This is a genomic window from Pseudomonas halotolerans (genome assembly GCF_039581215.1).
Classification (GTDB): domain Bacteria; phylum Pseudomonadota; class Gammaproteobacteria; order Pseudomonadales; family Pseudomonadaceae; genus Aquipseudomonas; species Aquipseudomonas tehranensis.
Genome location: NZ_JBCNTJ010000002.1, coordinates 279,156 through 299,555 on the forward strand (window position 1 = coordinate 279,156; position 20,400 = coordinate 299,555).

Consider the following 20,400-nt stretch of genomic DNA (forward strand, 5'->3'; position numbering starts at 1 on the left):
GGAGCGAGCTTGCTCGCGATGGCGGTGGTGCTATTTGACGACGTAGATCTTGCGTACGTAGACGTGACTCGTCCAGGCGCACGGCGCATTCTGCGGCACGAACACCGTGTCGCCGGTATTGACCGCCAGGTCGGTGCCGTCGGCTGTCTGCAGGGTGACGCTGCCTTCAATCAGGTGCATCAACTCATGCAACTTGTGGGGCCTGGCTTGGCGAGTGTAAGGCGTTGAGTCCCAGACGCCGATGCGCAGGTTGGTCGCTTCTTCGACAAACAGATTGTGCGAGCGACATTGCGGTGGCGGGCTGAGCAGTATGGCTTGATCGGGAGCCGCCGAAGGTGAGAGCAACGTGTGAGCCGGGAGTGCTGTCAACCCGGGCTCGCTGGCATTCACGCGCTGGGTATCGGCACAGAAGGCCCATAAAGATTCAGCTTGCGCGTCGATCTCAAGCGCTGTACCACGGGCGATCACCGCGCTTTCACCGGCGCTGAGGCGCAGCGTTTGTGCCTGGCTGCGCAGTTCAACGCCTCCGGCATGCACCACGATCATTTCGCTGAACGGGTACTGGTCGCTGCTGAACCGACCGCTGGCCCGGACGACACCAGCGGCGATGCCATCCGCCCCGGCATAAGCGATGAGCCGGTCGAACGGATCATTGGCCCCCAACGAGCCTGGGGTGAACGAGGTTGAGGCGGGGCTGCCGTCGGCATGGGCCAACAGCACTGCAGTGGGTTCGAGCATGAACAGGATTCTCCAAAATAAGCGATGGGATTTGTCAGCCAACGGCCTGGGTCACCAGCACAAACTGCCGCACCGCGCCGCTCGCTTGCGGTGGCGTGCCGCGAGCCATTTGGGCGACGGTGTCGACTTGCTTGAGGCCCGCGTCTTCGAGCCAGGGGCCCAGCCCGGTGTCGGAGGGAATGTCGATCCGAACGAATGCATCCGGCACCCGTGCCAGCAACAGGGCGATCAGGTGCCGGGCCTGTTCAGGGTTCTGCGCGATGACCGGACCGATGCAACGGCCACGACCGAAGGGGCGCAGCAGGGCGAAAGCGCACAACTGACCGTCCCGCTCAATACCCACTGCCTGCTCAACGACATCGAACAGATCGGTGAGCACGACCCCACGGTCCAGGCCACTTCCGGCATTGGCCAGTGTGATCATTTCGGCATGATCGGCTTCGGTCAGCGCGCGGCAGCGTTCGTTGTTGGCCAACCCCTGCGGTACAGGCGGTAAAGCCAGGCCCTGATGTTGCTGGATATGCCCAAAGTCCACGAATCCTTGACTGGCATACAGCGGGGCACCTGCCAGTGTTGCATTGAGGATGGCGGTGCGCGATCCGCACGCTTCAATGGCCAGCTCCATCAGTTTGCGACCGATCCCCTGGCCCTGGTATTCGTGATCGACGATCACCAGGCCGATGGTGGCGTAACTTCCCTGGGCGCAGGTGAATGCAGTGCCGATCAGGCGGCCCTGATCCTCAACGACAAAACCTTGGGCCACGCGCTGCAGCATCGCCCAGTCCTCCAGGCGATGGGGCCATTTCAGTTGCACGGATAAGGTGTGTGCCGAGGGAACATCGGCAGCGGTCATGGCACGATAGACGTAGTCAGGGCGTTTCGAATGGGACATGGCAGATCACCATTGAGAGAGGGGGGAATCAGTCGGATTTATCCGCGGATAATGTTTGTATCTCACCTGCAAGCAAGCCTGACAAGGGGCGCCAAACGATTCGGCAGGTTCCTTCTGCAACAACGCTTGCGGCCACATTTCTTGCTCAAATCAGCGGCCGGGCCGGCAGTAAATACCGGAGGTTTTTTTGCGCGACGCACCTTGCCATGCACGGGTCAGTAGCTTCGCTCACGGTCCACCAGACCCCGCATCGATTCGCCGCGTTGATGGCGGCGAATATTGTCCAACAACATGCCGAACGCACTCTCGGGTTGAGTCATCGCTGCGATATGGGGCGTCAGCATTATTTGCCGATGGTTCCAGAACGGATGATCCGGCGCGGCCGGTTCCTGTTCCAGCACGTCGAGCACCGCCGCGCTCAGCTGGCCGCTGGCAAGGGCTTCAAGCAAATGCGCTTCTACCAGATGCCCACCGCGGCCCATGTTGACCAGGGCCGCGCCGTGGGGCAGATGCTGGAACAGCTGGCGGTTGAGAATGCCCTTGGTCTGCTCGGTCAGCGGCAGGACACACAGCACAATGTCGCATTGGCTGAGGAAGGCCGGCAGTTGCCCGGTTCCGGCAAAGCACTGCACTCCATCAATGTGATGTTCGCTGCGCGCCCAGCCTGACAAGGCGAAACCAAAGGGCTTCAAGGTGTTGAGTATGTGACGGGCCTGCAACCCCAGGCCCATGACCCCGACCCGGCGCTGCTGCGCAGGCACCAACCGGTGTGCTTGCCAGCACCGCTCGGCCTGTTGCTGGCGATAGCGCAACATGTCGCGGTGCAAGCTGAGCACGGCGAAAGTGGCGTATTCACACATACCCTGGCTGATGCCCGGGTCGAGCAAGCGCACCACCGGCAGCGTTGGCGGCAAGCGGCCCAGATCCAGTTGATCGACGCCAGCCGACAAGGCGAAGAGAACCTCCAGATTCGGCAATACGTGCTCGATCTCGTCCGGTGCCTGCCAGGCCGCCAGGTAGCGAATATCCCGCGGATCGCCGATGTCCGGCCAGGCACGCCATTCGATATCCGGCGCGTGTTCGGCGAACAGGCGCTTCCATTGTTCACCGCGCACCGGGTCGGCTTTGTAGAGCAGGGCCATGAGGTCGTTTCTCGCATGAAATAAGGAAGTCACAAGCATGCCTTAATGGCAAAGCAGGATCTGTCGAAAGGGCCCGCCTGGGAACATCAGGCTGCGTTGTATGGCGTACAAGTCGGCAGATTCCATGGGGCATGAGGCCCTTGGAGGATTCTGCTGTTTGCCGGGGTGTAAACAGTCGATCCGAATTTCTCAACGAGCAAGTTCGGCTTAGACAATCGTGTCGAACGCTTAACCTGTGGACACACCGCAGCCGCTTCCTGGTTGTGAGGCTCACGATGGGAAATGCCATGAACAGTAAAGTCGAAGAAACCCCCAGTCTGCTCCGTCAGCGTGACCAGTATGTGCCGCGAGGCCTGGTCACCGCACATCCACTGGTGATTGATCGGGCTCAGGGTTCGGAACTGTGGGACGTGGACGGCAAGCGCTACCTGGACTTCGTCGGCGGCATCGGGGTCCTGAATATCGGCCACAATCACCCCAAGGTGGTCGCGGCGGTGCAAGCCCAACTGCAGAAAGTGACTCATGCCTGTTTCCAGGTCGTGGCCTACCAACCTTATCTGGACCTGGCCAAGCGCCTGTGCGAAATGATCGGGGGTGAGCACGCCTATAAAGCGGCGTTCTTCACCTCAGGCGCCGAAGCGGTAGAAAACTCGGTGAAGATCGCCCGAGCCTACACCCAGCGCTCGGCGGTGATCGCCTTTCGCGGCGGTTTTCATGGCCGCACGTTGCTAGGCACCACGCTCACCGGCATGAGCCAGCCTTATAAACAGAATTTCGGGCCGTTCGCACCGGAGGTGTTTCACACGCCTTATCCGAATGCCTACCGGGGTGTCAGCAGCGAAATGGCGCTCCAGGCGCTGGACGAACTGTTGGCCACTCAAGTGGCGCCTGAGCGGGTCGCGGCGATCATCATCGAACCGGTGCAAGGCGACGGCGGTTTCCTCTCGGCCCCCGTCGAGTTCCTTCAGGGCCTGCGCGCGCTGACGGAAAAACATGGCATTGTGCTGATTCTCGATGAGATCCAGACCGGGTTTGGTCGCACCGGTAAATGGTTCGGCTTCCAGCATGCCGGCATCCAGCCAGACCTGGTCACGGTCGCCAAAAGCCTCGCCGGCGGTTTGCCGCTGTCGGGTGTGGTCGGCAAGGCTGAAATCATGGATGCGCCACTGCCCGGTGGACTGGGCGGCACCTATGGCGGTAACGCGCTGTCGTGCGCGGCGGCGCTGGCGGTGATCGACGCCTACGAGCAGGAACACCTGTTGGCCCGTGGCGAGGCCCTGGGCGAGCGGCTGCGTCAGGGGTTGTTGCGCCTGCAAGCCCGTTACCCGCGCATTGGCGACGTGCGTGGCAGCGGCTTCATGCTGGCGATCGAACTGATCAAGGATGACGTTGCACGTACCCCGGATGCCGACCTCAACCAGCGCTTGATCGACGAAGCCCGGGCCGGTGGATTGCTGGTCATCAAGTGCGGGGTGTACCGCAACGTATTGCGCTTCCTTGCCCCTCTGGTGACCAGCGAGGCGCAGGTCGATGAAGCCTTGCAGATTCTCGATGCTGCGCTGGCACGGGTCATGGGCTGAAGGCCTGGTGTTCATGGCGTTTGCCAGGGCAAGCGCCCATGCAAATCAAAGGAGCGTGGATCGATGGGACATCAGCGGAGGTTTTACCCATGAGGTTGACTGAGTATCGGGCATTGTTGATCGACTGCGACGAGGTGCTGGTGGATCGGGACTCCGCCATCTGGACGGCGCTGCAGCCGCTGCTGGAAAACCACGGTGAATCGCCAGAAAAAACCCAGGTGCTGGCCGAGTTTGACGAGGTGCTGCAAGCGCTGTATCCACGTTTTGGCGAGCTGGGCTTCAGCGGTTTACTGTGTTTCGCCCACCGCCAACTGGCCGAACGCTGGAAACTCAAGGTCAGTTGGGAGGAGGGCATGAGCTTCGCCCGCTCGGCCGCCGCCTGGACGCTGTTCGAGGATGCGCCGGGGGCGATGCTCTACCTGCGCAAGTTCTATCGGCTGTTGGTGCTGGGCGACCGCGATGCAGAAGACCGGGGCGCGTTGTGCGAGCGCCTGGGCATCGAGCCGGAAGATTTTATTTCACTGGCCAGTGACCCCTTGCACGATCCCGCTTGGCTCAAGGCCAACGACCTCGATGCGCAGGCTATTCTTCAGGTGACCCGTCCGGGCGCCCGCCCAGCCAAGGTCGGGGCGGTTTGCCTGATTTGTCGCAACCCCGACAACCCACCCAAGCCATGCGCAGGCCAGCATTGCATCAACAGCATGGCCGATCTGGTGGCTCAGCATCAGCTGTCTTTACGGTGCTGATTTTGTTAGAAGATTGTCTTACAAATGGCAGGCAGAGGTAGGCGATGGAAGGTGTAGCGAAACTGGACCGGATCGACATCAGCATTCTGGTAGAGCTTCAAAAAGACGGCCGCATGACCAACGTCAGCCTGGCCGATGCCGTGGGGCTTTCCGCCAGCCCATGCCTGCAACGGGTCAAACGGCTGGAATCGTTGGGTTACATCTCCAGCTACAAGGCCCACTTGAACCTGGCCAAGATTACCGACTCGGTGACGGTCTTCACCGAAATCACCTTGAGCGACCATAAGCGCGAAGACTTCGCCAAATTCGAATCCAACATCCGCCTGGTGGATGAAGTGCTCGAATGTCACCTGATCAGCGGCGGCTACGACTATCTCGTGCGCTTCATGACCCGCAGCATCCAGGATTACCAGGATGTGATGGAAAGCCTGCTGGACAAGAACATCGGCATCTCCAAGTACTTCAGCTACATCGTCATCAAGTCGCCTGTGCGCAAGGACGAGATTCCGTTGCGCAAGCTGCTGCGGCATTGATTGAAACGTTTTACCCTGATTCAGCGCTGTCATCACTGGCGTGAATCAGCGAAGCCACCTGCTGCCCCAGCTCGGTCAAGCTGAAAGGCTTGGTCAGGATGCGGGTCGTTGCATCGACCGAAACCAGGCTTTTGCCTTCGGCGAACCCAGTGATGAACATCACTTTGAGCGAGGGATATCGGCTCTTCATTGCATCCGCCAGAGCGACACCGTTCATGGTTCCGGGTAGGCCGATGTCTGTGAGCAACAGGTCGAGATGCGCCATTTTCTCGGCCTGTTTCAGGGCAGAGGTGCTGTCCAGGGCCTCGATGACGCGATAGCCGGTTTCGCTCAGGAACTCTGAAACCGTCTGGCGAATAGCCGCTTCGTCGTCGACCAGCAGAATTGTTTCGTTGCCGCCTGGTTGCAGTCGCGCAGCCTCGTGTGGCTCGGCGTCCTCCGGCCGCGCGGGGGACTGGCTGACCACCGGGAAATACATCGTCACGGTCGTTCCCACGCCGACGCCGCTCTGAATCTTCACCTGCCCGCCGGATTGCTGGGCAAACCCGTAAATCATCGACAGGCCCAGACCGGACCCTTCGCCAATGCGCTTGGTGGTGAAAAACGGATCGAACACGCGCGGCAGGATGTCGGCGCTGATCCCGGTGCCTGAATCCGCCACCGATATCGCCACGTATGCTCCGGCGGGCAGCATTTTTTCGCTGCAAGATTGCGCGTCGATAGCGCAGCGTTGTACGTCCAGCTTCAAGGTCCCGCCACCGGGCATCGCATCCCGAGCGTTGATCGCCAGGTTGAGCAGCGCGTTCTCCAGCCCATTCGGGTCGCATTTGATCGGGTCGTGCCCCCTGAAAGAACATTCGACATGAATGCTCGGCCCCACGGAACGCCGGATGATTTCTTCGAGGCCGGCCACCACCTCCCGAGGTTCGAGCACTTCCGGTTGCAGCGATTGCTGCCGGGAAAATGCCAGCAGGCGCTGGGTCAAGGCGGCTGCACGGGTTGCCGAAGTCAGGGCGACCGAGTTGTACCGGGACAGCTCGTCATAACGTTGATTGTCGATGTGTCGTTGCATCAACTCCAGGCTGCCGGTGATGCCCGTCAGAAGGTTGTTGAAGTCGTGGGCGATGCCCCCGGTCAGTTGGCCGACAGCTTCCATTTTCTGGCTTTGGCGCAGTTTGGACTCGGCCAGCGCGCGCTCCTGTTGTTCGGCTTCAAGCTGCCTTGTTCGGACAGCGATGCGTTCTTCGAGCAGCTCGTTCCAGTCCCTCAGCGCCGCCTCCAGTTGCACCCGCTCGTGAATGTCTTCGACGGTGCCATACCACTGTTCGCAGCGGCCTTCAGGGTCCAGGCTGCAAAATGCACGGATTCTGAACCATCGATATTCCCCCGTGGACTTGCGCAACTGGATCTGCGCGTCGAAGGGTTGCAAACTGGCCAGCGACTGTTTCCATAGCTTGGCAAATGATAGTCGGTCATCGGGATGCACTGCGTTCAACCACTGGCGTCCCAGTGTCTGCGCCGGCGACCTTGCGGTGTATTCATACCAGCGTGGATCCAGGGAGGTCAGCGCGCCATGGCTGTCGGCTGTCCAGGGCCAGAGCGGATTGAGCTGCGCCGCAATTCGGTAGTGCCTTTCGCTTTCACGCAACTTTTCTTCGCTCAGGCGCATGGCTTGCATGGTTTGCGAGCGCCTCAATGCGGCACCGAGGAGGTTGCTGTAACCGCGCAGAAAGTCGATATCGCTCTGGCTAAACGGCCTGGGGCTGCGACTGTCGACTTCGAATATTCCGAATGGCCGTGTTTCGCTGGCTCCGTATACCAGTACATTGACGAACGCCTGAACGCCGTTGCGCTTCTGGAAATCGTGATAGTGAAAGCGTGTTTCTGTTGAGGCATCCGTGGAAATGACGGCGTTGCCGGTGTCCAGGGAATAGCGTTCCGGGGTTCCTGCCAGGGCCTGCACCCGCACTTTCCCCACCACGCCGGGTGCCCACCCCACACCGTTACGCACGAGGAAAGTGATACCGTCGTCTTCCAGCAACATGAATTTCGCCAGATGGGTTTCCAGGGCCTCACCCACCAGGCGACACGCCTCATCCAGAATGTGCTCCAGGTCGTCTGAAACCAGGGCCAGCTCGCCGAACTCGGCAAGTACCTTGCGTTGACGTAATAAAGTGTCTTCGATTGCCATGTGGGGTCACCCTGAGTACGTCTTGAATATCCGAGGGTGGGAGGACGGCTAGGTTCACATGAATTGATGAGCGTGCCGGCCACAGAGCGTTGACGTGACAGGTGTATAACGCAAAAGCCCTTCCTGAGAAGGGCTTTGCAAGGCGGATGCAGTCTCTGTGACGCGCCCTGAACAACGGGGGGCGCGGGCAGTGCATGTGTCCCGGTTCTATTCCTGAAGGAACGTCAGCAGGTCCTGATTCAGCCGGTCCTTGTGTGTATCGGTCAGGCCATGCGGCGCGCCGGGATAGACGATCAGGCGCGCGCCCTTGATCAGCGCCGCCGAGGCTCTGCCTGAAGCATCGATAGGCACGATCTGGTCGTCATCGCCATGGATCACCAGCGTCGGCACGTCGAACTTCTTCAAGTCGCCACGGAAGTCGGTCGCCGAGAAGGCCGCGATCGACTCATAGGTGTTCTTGCTGCCCGCCTGCATGCCCTGGACCCAGAACGACTGGATCAGCCCTCGGGACGGCTTGGCACCCTCGCGGTTGAAGCCGAAGAAGGGGCCGGAAGCGATGTCCAGGTAAAGCTGCGAGCGGTTCTCCAGGGATGCCTTGCGCAGCCCGTCGAACACCTCGATGGGCAAGCCGCCGGGGTTGGTCGGGGTCTTGAGCATCAGCGGTGGGACGGAGGAAACCAGCACAGCCTTTTTCACCCGGCCGGTTCCATGGCGACCGATATAGCGAGCCACTTCGCCGCCACCGGTGGAGAACCCCACCAACGTCACCTCTTTGAGGTCCAACGCTTCAATCACCGCCGCCAGATCGTCGGCGTAGTGATCCATGTCGTTGCCTTCCCACGGCTGGCTGGAGCGGCCATGACCGCGACGGTCGTGGGCAACCACGCGGTAGCCTTTGGAGGCAAGAAACATCATCTGCGCTTCCCAACTGTCGGCGTTCAGCGGCCAGCCGTGGCTGAAGGTGACCACCTGGCCATCGCGGGGGCCCCAATCCTTGTAGTACAGCTGCACGCCGTCCCGAGTAGTGATGTAGCTGGCGGACTGGATCACGCTGCCGACGGCGGACGCGCTAGCGCCGGCCTGGGCGGGCGATGCAGCCTCGGCGCTGAGGGTGGTCAGTGCCAGTGTCGCGATGGCCAGGGTGCGATTGAGTGTGTTCATCGGTTCTCTCTCCATAAGGGGCGGATTGTGATCTGCTGCGATCGTCATCGATCGCGTTGGTGGGCAGATTAGAGAGAGAGGTCGACAACGAGAACGGCGATGGTATCGATAGCAACTATGGGAATAACAGATACGTGAATCCCTTCGTCCCGGCTCGTGCGGCTAAACCATTGTGGCGTTCAGCCGAAAGAAGGGAGTGGCCTCAGAAAAATCAGGGGCCCGAGGTTGCCATCGGCAGGAGTGTTGGACCGCACCAGCCGTCAGATGCGGGTTTGCGTCTATGCTTATCTTGTCACTTTCCACCAGGCCAACCGTGAACACCGAACGGCCTATCAGGAGAATACGTGAGACTTTCGACTCCGGCTGCGGCGCTGCTTTGTCTAATGCTCGGCACAGGGGTCAAGGCCGGAGAGTACCAGATCGTTACCGAAGAGTGGGCACCCTACAATTACCAGGAGAACAATCAGCTCACCGGCATGACCACGGAGATCGTGCGGGCCATCATGGCGCTGACCGGGGATGACTTTGAGGTGCATCTGCAGCCCAGCATGCGCGCCACCCAGGTATTGAGGACCCGCAGCAAGACCATCATGTTCTCCCTGTTTCGCACGGCGGAGCGCGAGCCGTTGTACAAGTGGGTCGGGCCGATCGTGGAAGAGTCCATTTACGCGTATCAACTGGCCAGTGCGCCGCCGGTGAACTCCCTGGAACAACTGCTGCATGCCCCGCAGATCACCACCCGTCATGCCGGCCTGGTGCCCCAGATGCTGCAGTCGCTGGGTTTCAATAACGTGGACAAAAGTGCAACCGGGAGTAAGTTGCTCTACCGCATGCTGCTCGCCGGGCGCACCGGCATCATCGTCGGCGACACCGATGCCGGGGTGGCTTACTACAGCCGCCAGTTGAACATCGCGCCGGGCACGCTGCGCAAAATTCCCATTGAGCTCTATCGCTCGTCGCTGTACATCGCCTTTAGCCCTGACTCTGAAGATGAGGTGGTGGCTGCGTGGGCCAAGGCTTTGGAGCAGTTGCGCCGCTCTGGCGAGGTGGAGCGGATTCAGCGGCGGTATGAGAGGGGTGTTGGGCAGTGAAAGCACGATCGTTGCCCCACGGCACCGGCCATTGGTCTGATGGCCTTACACCTGCATCGAACACGACACGCAGGTCCTCCAGCCACTCGGCCGGGATCGCGCGGCGGAGCAGGGCATAGCCGTCTCGAGGGAGTTGCTGGCGCTCAATTATGGTTTGCTCAACGTCCAAACCCCTCAAAGCCACCTTTAAATGCCAGAATCTCTCCACTGGATCGTTTTGGAGATCACCATGCTTCGTGCTTTTGAACAACGGCTCGACCCTTTTCCGCCCGACGAGGTCCCCCCACCACCTGACGGTCTGGCGCGGTTCCTGTGGGCCTGCACGCGGGGCGCCCGCGGTTACATCCTCGCCCTCGCGCTGCTCAGTGCCGCTGTGTCGATTTACGAAGCCTGGCTGTTTTCCTTTCTCGGGCAGGTCGTAGACTTGCTCTCGGTTTGGCAAGCCGGCGGCGATGCGGCCAGGCAGGAGAGCCGGGTGCTGTGGGGCATCGGCGCGGTGCTGGTGACCAGCATCGGGCTGGTCGCGTTGCGCACGATGGTGCAGCACCAAATATTGGCGATCAACCTGCCGTTGCGGTTGCGCTGGGATTTTCATCGGCTGATGCTGCGACAAAGCCTTTCGTTCTTCTCCGATGAGTTTTCCGGCCGGGTCACCACCAAGGTGATGCAGACCGCGCTGTCCGTGCGCGAAGTGTTATTCACCCTCATTGAGGTCGCTCCCGGGATCGGGGTGTACTTCATCGCGATCATCGCGCTGGCCGGCGGCTTTGACCTCAAGCTGATGCTGCCTTTCATCGCCTGGGTGGTGTTGTTCGGGCTTGCCATGCGCTACTTCGTGCCCCGCCTTGAGAAAGTCGGGCAGGAACAGGCCAATGCGCGCTCGTCCATGACCGGGCGCATCTCAGATGCCTACACCAACATCACCACGGTGAAGCTGTTCTCCCACACCAAACGTGAAGCACACTTCGCGCGCGCGGCCATGGAGGATTTCAAGCAAACCGGCTTTCGCCAGATGCGCCTGGTCAGCCAGTTCGAGATCGTCAATCAGGCATTGGTGGTCGGGTTGATCATGGGGGCAGGCGGTTATGCCCTGTGGCTATGGCACCAAGGCGAAGTCGGCCCAGGTGCGGTGGCGGCGATTATCGCCATGGCGTTGCGCATCAATGGCATGTCGCACTGGATCATGTGGCAAATGACTTCGCTGTTCGAGAGCATCGGCACCGTACAGGATGGCATGGCGACCTTGACCCGCGGCCCCAAAGTGCAGGATGCGCCGCACGCTGGCGCGCTGGTCACCACTGGCGGTGCGGTGACCTTCGACAAGGTGAGCTTCAATTACAACGGCGAACGCCAAGTGCTCGATGGCCTGAGCCTGAGCATTCGCCCGGGCGAAAAGATCGGGCTGGTGGGCCGCTCCGGCGCCGGGAAATCCACGCTGATCAACCTGCTGCTGCGTTTTTACGACGTGGACGAGGGTGAGATTCGCATCGACGGGCAGAACATCGCGCACGTCACCCAGGACAGTCTGCGCAGCGCCATCGGCATGGTCACTCAGGACACTTCGCTGCTGCACCGCTCCATTCGCGACAACATCGCCTATGGTCGTCCCGATGCGACCGACGCGCAAATCCGTAGCGCGGCCGCCAGTGCCCAAGCCGATGGGTTCATCAGTCAACTGAGCGACAAGCAAGGCCATAGCGGCTACGACACGCTGGTGGGCGAGCGGGGTATCAAGCTTTCGGGTGGCCAGCGTCAACGCATCGCCATTGCCCGAGTGATGCTCAAAAATGCCCCGATCCTGCTACTGGACGAAGCCACCAGCGCGCTGGACTCAGAGGTCGAAGTCGCCATCCAGGAAAGCCTCGATAAAATGATGAAGGGCAAGACCGTGATCGCCATTGCCCATCGGCTGTCTACGATTGCCGCGATGGACAGGCTCATCGTGATGGATGACGGACGCATCATCGAACAAGGCACCCACGCCGAACTGCTCGGGAAGAATGGGACCTATGCGCGGCTATGGCATCACCAGAGTGGCGGATTTCTGGGGGAGGATCAGGGCGTGGCAGAGGCGGTGGAGTAGGCATGAGGGGGGACGCTGTGGAGCGGTCACTTGTCGATCCGGCCATGGCGATATCTTGTCCAGCTGTCGATCCGTCCAACACTTCAGGGTAGCCAATGCTCAGTTCACTCATCTCAAATGGTCAGCCACCAACGCCCGACCGATCGGAACGGATGGTCCCCTGGTGGAGTTTTACGAAAACAGTCCTGGCGGCGACGGCTCTATCGTTGGTGCGTGACCGACTGATTGGATTGGACGATCCCATTGCGGATCAGCCTTTCACGCTACGTCAGCTGCTGCGGCATGAGGCAGGTCTCGCTGATTATGGCGAGCTTGCGGAGTATCACGCCGCCGTCGTGAACAGTGAGCCTGCCTGGTCGGCAGATGAAATGATGCAACGCCTTGACGGTGCTCGGCTTCGATACACCCCCGGCACCGCTTGGCGCTACTCGAATGTGGGCTACTTGCTCATCGGCCGGCTCATTGAACAGCTCACTGAGCTGACACTCGATGAAGCAGTGAGTCAACGCGCACTAACCCCTCTGGGCCTGGCGAACGTTCGCTTTGCTAAAACGCGAGCGGACTTACAGGCGACCCATCCGGGAAACACCTCAAATTATGACCCCGCCTGGGTCTATCATGGCTTGCTGATCGGCCCGATTTCGCAAGCAGCGCTATTGCTGGATCGACTCCTTTGCGGGGACCTTCTCTCCAAGGATTTGCTCCAGGAAATGCAGGCAACACGAGCATTGGGCGGCCCGATTCCCGGACGCCCATGGCTCACCCCGGGCTATGGCCTGGGTGTGATGCAGGGCTCGATTGACGGCGGATATTCCCTCTGCGGACACACAGGCGGTGGGCCTGGCAGTGTCATTGCTGTTTACCGAATCTGCGACGGCGACGCATCGGTATGTTGCGCCGCTTTTGAGAGGGGGGGCAGTGAAGGTGCGGTCGAAACTTTTGTTGTTGGACAGATGCTGCAAGTTTTGCGGTAGGGGGCGGCCGCAAGCCATCTACTGACCTCTTTGTCGTGCGCCTATTTGATTGTTATGGTGACTTTGCCTTTTGATCTGCCCTGCTCGACGTACCGCAACGCCTCTGCGGTTGATGCAAAAGGGAAGGAGCGATCGATGACCGGTTTGATGACGCCAGCCTCGATAAGCGAGGTGATTTTCTGCAGTTGTACCCCGTTGGCACGCATGAACAAAAAGGCATAGCTCACCCCATGTCTGCGGGCTTTTCTGCGAATACCGCTGCTCAGCAGACGCATGATTTGCCGCAGCCCCCAGGACAGGCCTTGCTCTTGGGCAAATTGCGCGGTCGGCGGCCCCGAAAGGGAAATGAGCTGTCCGCCAGGCTTGAGCACCTTGATCGATTTCTCCAGTACATCGGCGCCGAGGCTGTTCAACACCACGTCGAAATCGCGCAACTCCTTTGCAAAATCCTGCTGTTTGTAATCGATGACCACATCCGCCCCGAGTGCTTTCACCCATTCGACATTCGCCGTGCTGGTGGTGGTCGCAACGAAGGCGCCGAGGTGTTTGGCGAGTTGGATGGCAAGCGTACCGACGCCACCGGATCCGGCATGAATCAACACCTTCTGGCCTTTTTTCAGCTGGGCGGTCTCAACCAGCGCCTGCCAGGCCGTCAACCCCGCCAAGGGGATGGCGGCCGCTTCGGCCATGTCGAGATTCGAGGGTTTGAGCGCGAGCGCGTTTTCGTTCACGGCGATCAGTTCGGCAAACGTCCCGATCCGTGCCTCTGGAGGACGAGCATAGACTTCGTCTCCTGGCTTGAACCGCTTCACCGCCGATCCCGCGCGCACGACCACTCCAGTCAGGTCATTGCCCAACACCAATGGAAAGGTATAGGGCAGGATCAGTTTGAATTCCCCCGTTCTGATCTTCGAGTCCAGCGGGTTCACGCTCGTTGCATGCACCTGGACCAGAACGTCATGCACACCGACCGCGGGGTCGGGCACTTCGCCAATCATTCCGTTTTGCTTGCCGTAGCGGTCGATAAAAAATGCCTTCATGTTGCGGCTGCTCTTGTCGGTGGAATGAGAGTGGGGCGAGGCCGACCTGTCGACAGGGATCAGCCTTGCGTCAGATAGCGCTGCGCCACGGCGGACTGCCTGATCTGCGACAAAAGACCCTGACGCGCGGTCTGCAGGGCATCCCAACGCTCGCCCTCATGCAGCGGTGGAATGGTCACCGGTTCGCGACGGTCGAAGCCCACCAGGGCGGCATCGACCAGATCATCCACTTCCATGATTTCGCTCAAGGTGTTGATGTCGATACCGGCGCGATCCCAAATCTCCGTGCGGGTGGCCGCGGGCAGTACGGCTTGTACATAGACACCCTGAGGCGACAGTTCCAGGCTCAGGCCTTGGGACAGGAACAGCACGAACGCCTTGGTCGCACCGTAGACCGTCATGCCGAACTCAGGCGCCAGACCCACCACCGAGCCGATGTTGATGATCGCGCCTTCACCTGCCTTGACCAGGCGTGGCGCGATGGCGCTGGCGAGCCGCACCAGCGCGGTGATGTTGAGGGCCACCAGTTGTGCAACGCTGTCGGTGCTTTGCTCGATGAAGGCGCCGGACTGTGCCGCGCCGGCATTGTTGACGAGGATGCCGATGCGCGCATCGTCCCGCAGGCGGGCTTCTAGGGTGTGCAGGTCGCTGAGTTGAGTCAGGTCGGCCTGAAGCACTTCAACGGCGACGTTGTGCTCGCCACGCAACTTCGCGGCGAGCGTTTCCAGGCGCAAGTGATCGCGGGCGACCAACACCAGATCGTGTCCGCGTTGAGCGAAACGCTTGGCGTAAACCGCGCCAATGCCGGTGGAAGCGCCAGTGATGAGAACGGTAGGGCGAGTCGTCATGATGTCAGCTCTTTATCAGGAACATGGATTGGGATTGATGCACGAGAAAAAATCAGGCTCGATCAGCCAGTGCCTGGGCCAAGGTATAGGCGGTAAACAGATTCAGGTCGCTCATGGGGTTGTTCCGTGTCCGTTGGTAACTGGTCAGGTCGTTGGAGATTATGATGATGATCGAAATCTAAGCTGTCAACGGTTTTGATTATGATCAACATCAATGTATGATCAGTCGATGAATTTCCAGCGGTAACGAGGTATCGAAACATGCGAGTGACCAAGGCCCAGGCCCAGGCAAATCGGGAGCACATCGTCGAAACAGCCTCAGTGGTATTTCGCGAGCGCGGTTTTGACGGGGTCGGCGTGGCCGACCTGATGGCCGCCGCCGGTTTCACCCATGGCGGTTTCTACAAACATTTCGGTTCGAAGGCTGACCTGATGGCCGAAGCCTCGGCGAAGAGTCTTGAGCAGTCACTGGCCAGCGTCGACGCATTGAGCGTGAAGGACTTCATTGATGTGTATGTGTCACGGGACCATCGCGACGGGCGCGCCACGGGTTGCACCATGGCAGCGTTGTGCGGTGACGCGGCACGTCAGTCGGACGATTTGAAGGCGGCATTCGCTGAAGGCATCGAGCGCATGTTGCAAACACTCGGCGAAAAATACCCGACCGGGCCGGATGCGGCGCCGGGTGAGGCGAGGGTGAAAATGATCGACCTGCTGGCGCGCGCCGTCGGCGCGATCATGCTATCGCGCGCCTGTCCTGACGACTCGGCGCTGGCCGATGAGATTCTGGCGGTGTGCCACGCGCAAATGAGTGCATCTTTGTCTAGTCGATCGTAGATTTTGTCGTTGGACGACAGGCGCGAATGCCCGCTTTCCCGAAGTCAAAATCCAAAGGCTCGAACCGCTCACTGGTGTCCATACGAATATTACGCAGGCCCACGGTTTCGAAGTGTGAAGCGTATAACTGCTCCGAAAAATAACTGATCAAAATCGAACGACGGTGCGAGCCCACCGAGTTCAGACTGCCCGCATGCACCAAGTCCACATCGAACACCAGGATGTCACCAGCGCAACCTGAAAGCTGTACGGAGCGTGATTCATCGTTGAAGTCGAATGGCGGTTCCCCCAGCGCGGTTCGATGGCTGCCAGGCACGATACGCGTCGCGCCGTTCTCGGCGCCATAATTGTCGAAAAAAGCCAGGGCCATGGCAATGTCGCCTGGCCGTTGGGCCGACAAGTCGCGGTGCAGCGGTTGATGGCCGCCACCGACAAGCGGTTCGCGCCCCTCCACCTGCGACAGAAAGAATCGCTCCCCGATCAACTCCCCCGCGACCGCCAGCACCCGGGGCAGACGACACACAGCCTGAACCTTCGCATCATCGTCCAACAGCGAATGACGCCAGTCCATGCCTCGCGGCACGGGCCACTGGTCCGACGGCGTCACACCTGTATCGAACACGACACGTAGGTCTTCTAGCCATTCGGTTGGGATCGCTTGACGGAGCAGAGCGTAACCATCTCGATGGAGTTGAACGCGGTCAGTCATGGTTTTCTCGACTTCCTTGTGCACACGTTTGCAAGGCTAGTATTCAAAGCAAAGTTGGACCACCCGACACGGCCAGAAGCGGTCGATCCCAAAGGACGGCTTTCGACCCAAAGCCGCTATCGACGACTCAGCTTCTGGCATGTGTAGAATAACGATTCCCCCATTTTCAAAGGAATGATCCAGTGATCACTTGCCATGTCAGGTATGTAATCGATCCCTACCAGATCCCGGCTTTCGAAAGCTATTCTCGCCATTGGATTCGTGTGGTGAACCGTATGGGAGGGAGCCACCATGGCTACTTTCTACCAGCCGAAGGCGCCAACAATATCGCTTATTGTCTATTCAGCTTTTCCAGCCTGGCAGATTATGAGCAGTACCGTAGGGAGGCCGGAGTAGATCCTGAGTGCGTTCAATTGGTGACGCAGGCTACCGAGCAAAAAATTATCCTGAGCTACGAGCGCAGTTTCCTTCGTCCCATTCTTGATTGAAATGACTGTTTTCGGCCGCGCTCGGGCGCGCCAAAGAGGCGGCTTTATTTTCTTGTATTGCCAGTACTGGGCACGTTTAGGTGTGTTCCGGTACGGCAGGCTTGGCCGCGGCTGATTTTCTCGCAGCAGGTTTTGCGCTTGGTTCAACCGCTGCTACGGTTGGTTTTTTCGCAGCGGATTTCACGGTAGGTTTAGCCGCAGCTATTGGTGGTTTGCCAGCCCTTGGAGCAGTAGCTTTGGAGGCCATCGCTTGTGTTGTAATCGGTTGTACGGTGAGCTCTACACCGATCGCGGTCATCAGTTTCCTGATAGTTTCAAACCGCGTTTTTGCACCAGATTTCAGTACCTTATAAAGACTTTCACGATTAACCCCGGCATCTTTGGCGACTTTATTGACACCTTTAGCTTTTGCGACTTCGGCCAAAGCATGAATAAGGCTCTCCGTATCATCGGCTTTCATACTTTCTGCCAAGTAAGCTGCTATAGCTTCCGGGGTGTCGAGAAAACGCGAAGCCTCATAACGAGTTCTACCGGTAGTGTTGAGACTAAGAACCGGCATATCCTCAGGGTTAAATTTATCGTTCATGTCATTTACCTCTCAGGGTATCAAGGATCATTTTGGCTCTCCTAATACCTCGTTTTTGATCTGTTTTATCGCTTCCGCTGAGTATCAAGTACTCTGAGATCCCCGTGCGCACAAAATAAATTCTGTACCCCGGCCCAATAAAAACACGCATTTCGCTGACCCCATCGCCAACCGGTTCGCAATCACCAAAGTTGCCATCTCCGGCGCGATCCAGACGGGCCAGGATGGCCGCTTTCCCTTGCGTATCCTTCACACTGTCAAGCCAATCCTCAAAATCGGGCGTCTGGTGGATCTCGTATATTTTCTTATCGATCATAGTCCCATTTGTAGCCATATGGCTACTCCTGATGGATGCGAGGTTGAGTGCAGGTCGAGGTGCCTTTCATCGGTCATGGAGCTGATCGTGTCGCCCTGGCTGGCAGTAGCCACTCGCATGATCCGGTTATGCGAAAACGGGCGTTTTTAAGCGCCCGTCGTTCCATCAGCTTTCCACCTGCGCCTGAAGCCGCCGACCAATCACCTCCAGCAAATCACACCCATCGCGCAACGGAATCACCAAAAGCTGTGCGAAGTCCGAAAGCACCACTGTGTCACTGGCAATCTCGGAGCGGAACGCGATGTTTTCCAATACTTGAGTCACCACACGGATGCGGTAATCAGCGGTTGCGTGCAGGACGTCCAGCGGGGCTTGAGTGTCAATGAGGAGGGCAGCGGGGGTGCAGTCGATGCCGGTGATGGGGATGTATCTTTCCATGTTTAAAACTCCGATCTGATGAGGTTTTTAACCACTCAATCGTCCCCAAACAATTGGGTGGCAGTTGTACGCAGGTTGGCGAACCGGGATCGAAAACCGGCAGACCCGAAGGCCTCCCACGCACAACTGCCGTAACGGGCAGCCGTGCAAGTGTGCCAAAGCCTTCGCAAAAAACGCAGTACTTTCGCACTCGATCCTCAGGTCGCCAAACCTGATCGCCATTGAGCGATGGGCATCACTATAGGTTTTGTCGGATTGGGCGGGGAAGGTGATGGGTTCCGAAAGCCTCGTAGGAGTTGCGATCGTTTTTTGCCGGAGGGATCTGACATGGTCAGCCCGGTTGATTCAAAACCATCGACAGACTGAGGGGCTAGCTTCAGGTCTGCTTCGCAGCCCAGCGGGAGCAAGCTCCCTCGCCACAGGTTGCGTTATGCCAGCGATTTACCTCATTGAGTCTTACCGGCTTGCGTCGTTCCTGCGGCCAGGCCCAGGTTGGTGCATTGAGCGAGTCCTGTGCTGGCCGGGGACGCTTTCGTCTGATCCGTATTTTTCGGCGTCAGGTGCCTCTGTAATGAACGCCATTCCCGCCCCAGAATAAACACGCGGCTCGCCTCACACGGGCCATGTACTGCAAACTTTTCTATCAGGTGTGCTCATGGCGAAGATGGCGATTTTTTTGGGTGGGTTCCTGGCGTTGACGCTTTTGATTGGCGTGCTGGCAACGATTTCTCCGGTGTAGACGCGAGTGGGCTTTTGTGGCGAGGGAGCTTGCTCCCGCTGGAGCCGTAGGAGCTGTCGAGTGCAACGAGGCTGCGATCTTTCCCCAGACACTTGAGTCCCAATCGAAAGATCAAAAGATCGCAGGCTTCGCCAGCTCCTACAGAGCCCAGCGGGAGCAAGCTCCCTCGCCACGGGGTTGTGGCACATCAGGCCTACCGATGCAAAATCACCTGCGCAATCTCCTGCAACCCCATCACCCGCTGTGCGGCGTTGAGTTTGATCGCTTCCTTGGGCATGCCGAAAACCACGCAGCTGGCTTCGTCCTGGGCCACGGTGCTGCTGCCGGCGTCGAGCATCTCTTTCAGGCCGCGGGCGCCGTCGTCGCCCATGCCGGTCATGATGATGCCGGTGGCATTGCGGCCGGCGAATTTGGCCACTGAGCGAAACAGCACGTCCACCGATGGGCGATGGCGGTTGACCAGGGGGCCGTCCACCACTTGTACGTGATAGAACGCGCCGCTGCGGGTCACCATCATGTGTTTGCCGCCGGGGGCGATCAGGGCCAGGCCCGGGTGGATGCGGTCGTTGTTGCGCGCTTCGCGCACTTCGATCTGGCACAGGCTGTTGAGCCTTGCGGCAAACGAAGCGGTGAATTTTTCCGGCATGTGCTGGACGATGACGATGCCCGGGCACACCCGTGGCAGAGCGGTCAGCACCGCTTCCAGGGCCTGGGTGCCGCCAGTGGAGGTGCCGAGCGCCACGATGCGCTCGGTGGTCTGGGCCATGGCATGGCCGTTGGCGGCCGGCAGCATGGCGTCGGCGGTGAGTTTGGTGGCGGGCGTCAGTGGTACCGGGGCAGGGCGCTTGCCCAGGTTTTTGACGTTGACCTGGGCGGCGGCGCGGATGGCCGAGATCAGCTCCGGAGCCGATTCCAGCAGGAAATTTTTCAGGCCGGTGGTCGGCTTGGTGATGATTTCCACCGCGCCAGCGGCCATGGCCTGCAAGGTGGTTTCGGCGCCTCTGGGCGTCAGGGACGAGCAGATCACCACCGGCGTGGGCCGCTGGCTCATGATTTTCTTTAGAAACGTGATGCCGTCCATGCGCGGCATTTCCACGTCCAGCACGATCACGTCGGGCCACTCTTTGGCCAGTTTGTCCATGGCGAAAATCGGATCGGACGCTGCGCCCATCACATGAATGTCCGGCGTGTCGCTGAGGATCGCCAGCAACACCTGGCGAACCACCGCAGAGTCGTCCACCAGCAGTACATTTATCTTTTTTGACATG

General features: G+C 59.5%; 20 protein-coding genes and 1 pseudogene. 8 read left to right on the forward strand and 13 right to left on the reverse strand.

What is annotated here, in order from left to right:
* Window positions 1-30 precede the first annotated feature (30 nt).
* The 3 genes from AAIS01_RS03710 to AAIS01_RS03720 form a co-directional block, all read right to left on the reverse strand.
* Window positions 31-738 carry a cupin domain-containing protein gene (locus tag AAIS01_RS03710; protein ID WP_343467850.1) on the reverse strand — a complete coding sequence of 236 codons (708 nt, stop codon included), beginning with the start codon at window positions 736-738 and terminating at the stop codon, window positions 31-33.
* 34 nt (window positions 739-772) lie between these two features.
* Window positions 773-1,630 carry a GNAT family N-acetyltransferase gene (locus AAIS01_RS03715; RefSeq protein WP_343467851.1) on the reverse strand — a complete coding sequence of 286 codons (858 nt, stop codon included), beginning with the start codon at window positions 1,628-1,630 and terminating at the stop codon, window positions 773-775.
* A gap of 215 nt (window positions 1,631-1,845) precedes the next feature.
* On the reverse strand, window positions 1,846-2,772 hold the full coding sequence (locus AAIS01_RS03720; protein ID WP_343467852.1) for a 2-hydroxyacid dehydrogenase: 927 nt from the start codon (window positions 2,770-2,772) through the stop codon (window positions 1,846-1,848).
* Window positions 2,773-3,059: 287 nt separating this feature from the next.
* Here AAIS01_RS03720 and gabT point away from each other — a divergent pair, with 287 nt between their 5' ends.
* From gabT to AAIS01_RS03735, 3 genes are all read left to right on the forward strand, one after another.
* Window positions 3,060-4,352, forward strand: a complete 1,293-nt coding sequence (gene gabT, locus AAIS01_RS03725) for a 4-aminobutyrate--2-oxoglutarate transaminase (protein WP_343467853.1) — start codon at window positions 3,060-3,062, stop codon at window positions 4,350-4,352.
* Between the two features lie 89 nt (window positions 4,353-4,441).
* Window positions 4,442-5,098, forward strand: coding sequence for an HAD family hydrolase (locus AAIS01_RS03730; protein ID WP_343467854.1), 657 nt, complete (start codon window positions 4,442-4,444; stop codon window positions 5,096-5,098).
* 44 nt (window positions 5,099-5,142) lie between these two features.
* Window positions 5,143-5,631, forward strand: a complete 489-nt coding sequence (locus AAIS01_RS03735; RefSeq protein ID WP_076385388.1) for an Lrp/AsnC family transcriptional regulator — start codon at window positions 5,143-5,145, stop codon at window positions 5,629-5,631.
* Between the two features lie 10 nt (window positions 5,632-5,641).
* On the opposite strand, the gene AAIS01_RS03740 is transcribed toward AAIS01_RS03735, so the two are convergent.
* Both AAIS01_RS03740 and AAIS01_RS03745 read right to left on the reverse strand, forming a co-directional pair.
* Window positions 5,642-7,822, reverse strand: a complete 2,181-nt coding sequence (locus tag AAIS01_RS03740; protein WP_343467855.1) for an ATP-binding protein — start codon at window positions 7,820-7,822, stop codon at window positions 5,642-5,644.
* Between the two features lie 207 nt (window positions 7,823-8,029).
* Window positions 8,030-8,983 carry an alpha/beta fold hydrolase gene (locus AAIS01_RS03745; protein WP_343467856.1) on the reverse strand — a complete coding sequence of 318 codons (954 nt, stop codon included), beginning with the start codon at window positions 8,981-8,983 and terminating at the stop codon, window positions 8,030-8,032.
* A gap of 383 nt (window positions 8,984-9,366) precedes the next feature.
* Between AAIS01_RS03745 and AAIS01_RS03750 the strand changes: the two genes are divergently transcribed.
* Window positions 9,367-10,074: a substrate-binding periplasmic protein gene (locus tag AAIS01_RS03750; RefSeq protein WP_431191899.1), complete on the forward strand. Its 708-nt coding sequence runs from the start codon at window positions 9,367-9,369 to the stop codon at window positions 10,072-10,074.
* 7 nt (window positions 10,075-10,081) lie between these two features.
* On the opposite strand, the pseudogene AAIS01_RS03755 reads toward AAIS01_RS03750, so the two are convergent.
* Window positions 10,082-10,225 (reverse strand): annotated as a pseudogene (locus AAIS01_RS03755) (phytanoyl-CoA dioxygenase family protein); the annotation flags it as partial.
* 78 nt (window positions 10,226-10,303) lie between these two features.
* Between AAIS01_RS03755 and AAIS01_RS03760 the strand changes: the two are divergent.
* Complete coding sequence (locus AAIS01_RS03760) at window positions 10,304-12,157, forward strand: ABC transporter ATP-binding protein (protein ID WP_343467858.1); 1,854 nt, start codon at window positions 10,304-10,306, stop codon at window positions 12,155-12,157.
* 95 nt (window positions 12,158-12,252) lie between these two features.
* Window positions 12,253-13,131, forward strand: coding sequence for a serine hydrolase domain-containing protein (locus AAIS01_RS03765; RefSeq protein WP_343467859.1), 879 nt, complete (start codon window positions 12,253-12,255; stop codon window positions 13,129-13,131).
* A gap of 41 nt (window positions 13,132-13,172) precedes the next feature.
* Here the strand turns inward: AAIS01_RS03765 and AAIS01_RS03770 are convergent, their stop codons facing one another.
* Entirely contained in the window at window positions 13,173-14,171 is a 999-nt protein-coding gene (locus AAIS01_RS03770; RefSeq protein ID WP_343467860.1) for an NADP-dependent oxidoreductase, read from the reverse strand.
* Window positions 14,172-14,230: 59 nt separating this feature from the next.
* Window positions 14,231-15,019, reverse strand: a complete 789-nt coding sequence (locus AAIS01_RS03775) for an SDR family NAD(P)-dependent oxidoreductase (protein WP_343467862.1) — start codon at window positions 15,017-15,019, stop codon at window positions 14,231-14,233.
* 261 nt (window positions 15,020-15,280) lie between these two features.
* On the opposite strand from AAIS01_RS03775, the gene AAIS01_RS03780 reads away from it, so the two are divergent.
* Entirely contained in the window at window positions 15,281-15,856 is a 576-nt protein-coding gene (locus AAIS01_RS03780) for a TetR/AcrR family transcriptional regulator (protein ID WP_343467864.1), read from the forward strand.
* On the opposite strand, the gene AAIS01_RS03785 is transcribed toward AAIS01_RS03780, so the two are convergent.
* Complete coding sequence (locus tag AAIS01_RS03785; RefSeq protein ID WP_343467865.1) at window positions 15,843-16,565, reverse strand: phytanoyl-CoA dioxygenase family protein; 723 nt, start codon at window positions 16,563-16,565, stop codon at window positions 15,843-15,845. The two genes, AAIS01_RS03780 and AAIS01_RS03785, sit on opposite strands and share 14 nt — an antisense overlap.
* A gap of 182 nt (window positions 16,566-16,747) precedes the next feature.
* Here AAIS01_RS03785 and AAIS01_RS03790 point away from each other — a divergent pair, with 182 nt between their 5' ends.
* Window positions 16,748-17,053 (forward strand): NIPSNAP family protein, encoded by a 306-nt coding sequence (locus AAIS01_RS03790; protein ID WP_092399047.1) that lies wholly within the window; start codon window positions 16,748-16,750, stop codon window positions 17,051-17,053.
* Window positions 17,054-17,129: 76 nt separating this feature from the next.
* Here AAIS01_RS03790 and AAIS01_RS03795 read toward each other — a convergent pair whose 3' ends face one another.
* The 4 genes from AAIS01_RS03795 to AAIS01_RS03810 all read right to left on the reverse strand — a co-directional run bounded on the left by AAIS01_RS03795 (window position 17,130) and on the right by AAIS01_RS03810 (window position 20,399).
* Complete coding sequence (locus AAIS01_RS03795; RefSeq protein ID WP_343467867.1) at window positions 17,130-17,639, reverse strand: addiction module antidote protein; 510 nt, start codon at window positions 17,637-17,639, stop codon at window positions 17,130-17,132.
* Between the two features lies 1 nt (window position 17,640).
* Complete coding sequence (locus AAIS01_RS03800) at window positions 17,641-17,955, reverse strand: type II toxin-antitoxin system RelE/ParE family toxin (RefSeq protein ID WP_343468024.1); 315 nt, start codon at window positions 17,953-17,955, stop codon at window positions 17,641-17,643.
* Between the two features lie 165 nt (window positions 17,956-18,120).
* On the reverse strand, window positions 18,121-18,393 hold the full coding sequence (locus tag AAIS01_RS03805; RefSeq protein WP_214918737.1) for a hypothetical protein: 273 nt from the start codon (window positions 18,391-18,393) through the stop codon (window positions 18,121-18,123).
* 932 nt (window positions 18,394-19,325) lie between these two features.
* Window positions 19,326-20,399, reverse strand: a complete 1,074-nt coding sequence (locus tag AAIS01_RS03810) for a protein-glutamate methylesterase/protein-glutamine glutaminase (RefSeq protein ID WP_343467868.1) — start codon at window positions 20,397-20,399, stop codon at window positions 19,326-19,328.
* Between the last annotated feature and the right edge of the window lies 1 nt (window position 20,400).

Coding starts and splice junctions, on each gene's coding strand:
- AAIS01_RS03735 (WP_076385388.1), top strand. CDS start 5,143: ATGGAAGGTGTAGCGAAACTGGACCGGATCGACATCAGCATTCTGGTA.
- AAIS01_RS03795 (WP_343467867.1), bottom strand. CDS start 17,639: ATGAACGATAAATTTAACCCTGAGGATATGCCGGTTCTTAGTCTCAAC.
- AAIS01_RS03770 (WP_343467860.1), bottom strand. CDS start 14,171: ATGAAGGCATTTTTTATCGACCGCTACGGCAAGCAAAACGGAATGATT.
- AAIS01_RS03745 (WP_343467856.1), bottom strand. CDS start 8,983: ATGAACACACTCAATCGCACCCTGGCCATCGCGACACTGGCACTGACC.
- AAIS01_RS03785 (WP_343467865.1), bottom strand. CDS start 16,565: ATGACTGACCGCGTTCAACTCCATCGAGATGGTTACGCTCTGCTCCGT.
- AAIS01_RS03765 (WP_343467859.1), top strand. CDS start 12,253: ATGCTCAGTTCACTCATCTCAAATGGTCAGCCACCAACGCCCGACCGA.
- AAIS01_RS03720 (WP_343467852.1), bottom strand. CDS start 2,772: ATGGCCCTGCTCTACAAAGCCGACCCGGTGCGCGGTGAACAATGGAAG.
- AAIS01_RS03775 (WP_343467862.1), bottom strand. CDS start 15,019: ATGACGACTCGCCCTACCGTTCTCATCACTGGCGCTTCCACCGGCATT.
- AAIS01_RS03715 (WP_343467851.1), bottom strand. CDS start 1,630: ATGTCCCATTCGAAACGCCCTGACTACGTCTATCGTGCCATGACCGCT.
- AAIS01_RS03810 (WP_343467868.1), bottom strand. CDS start 20,399: ATGTCAAAAAAGATAAATGTACTGCTGGTGGACGACTCTGCGGTGGTT.
- AAIS01_RS03740 (WP_343467855.1), bottom strand. CDS start 7,822: ATGGCAATCGAAGACACTTTATTACGTCAACGCAAGGTACTTGCCGAG.
- AAIS01_RS03710 (WP_343467850.1), bottom strand. CDS start 738: ATGCTCGAACCCACTGCAGTGCTGTTGGCCCATGCCGACGGCAGCCCC.
- AAIS01_RS03730 (WP_343467854.1), top strand. CDS start 4,442: ATGAGGTTGACTGAGTATCGGGCATTGTTGATCGACTGCGACGAGGTG.
- AAIS01_RS03780 (WP_343467864.1), top strand. CDS start 15,281: ATGCGAGTGACCAAGGCCCAGGCCCAGGCAAATCGGGAGCACATCGTC.
- AAIS01_RS03805 (WP_214918737.1), bottom strand. CDS start 18,393: ATGGAAAGATACATCCCCATCACCGGCATCGACTGCACCCCCGCTGCC.
- AAIS01_RS03800 (WP_343468024.1), bottom strand. CDS start 17,955: ATGATCGATAAGAAAATATACGAGATCCACCAGACGCCCGATTTTGAG.
- gabT (WP_343467853.1), top strand. CDS start 3,060: ATGAACAGTAAAGTCGAAGAAACCCCCAGTCTGCTCCGTCAGCGTGAC.
- AAIS01_RS03760 (WP_343467858.1), top strand. CDS start 10,304: ATGCTTCGTGCTTTTGAACAACGGCTCGACCCTTTTCCGCCCGACGAG.
- AAIS01_RS03750 (WP_431191899.1), top strand. CDS start 9,367: ATGCTCGGCACAGGGGTCAAGGCCGGAGAGTACCAGATCGTTACCGAA.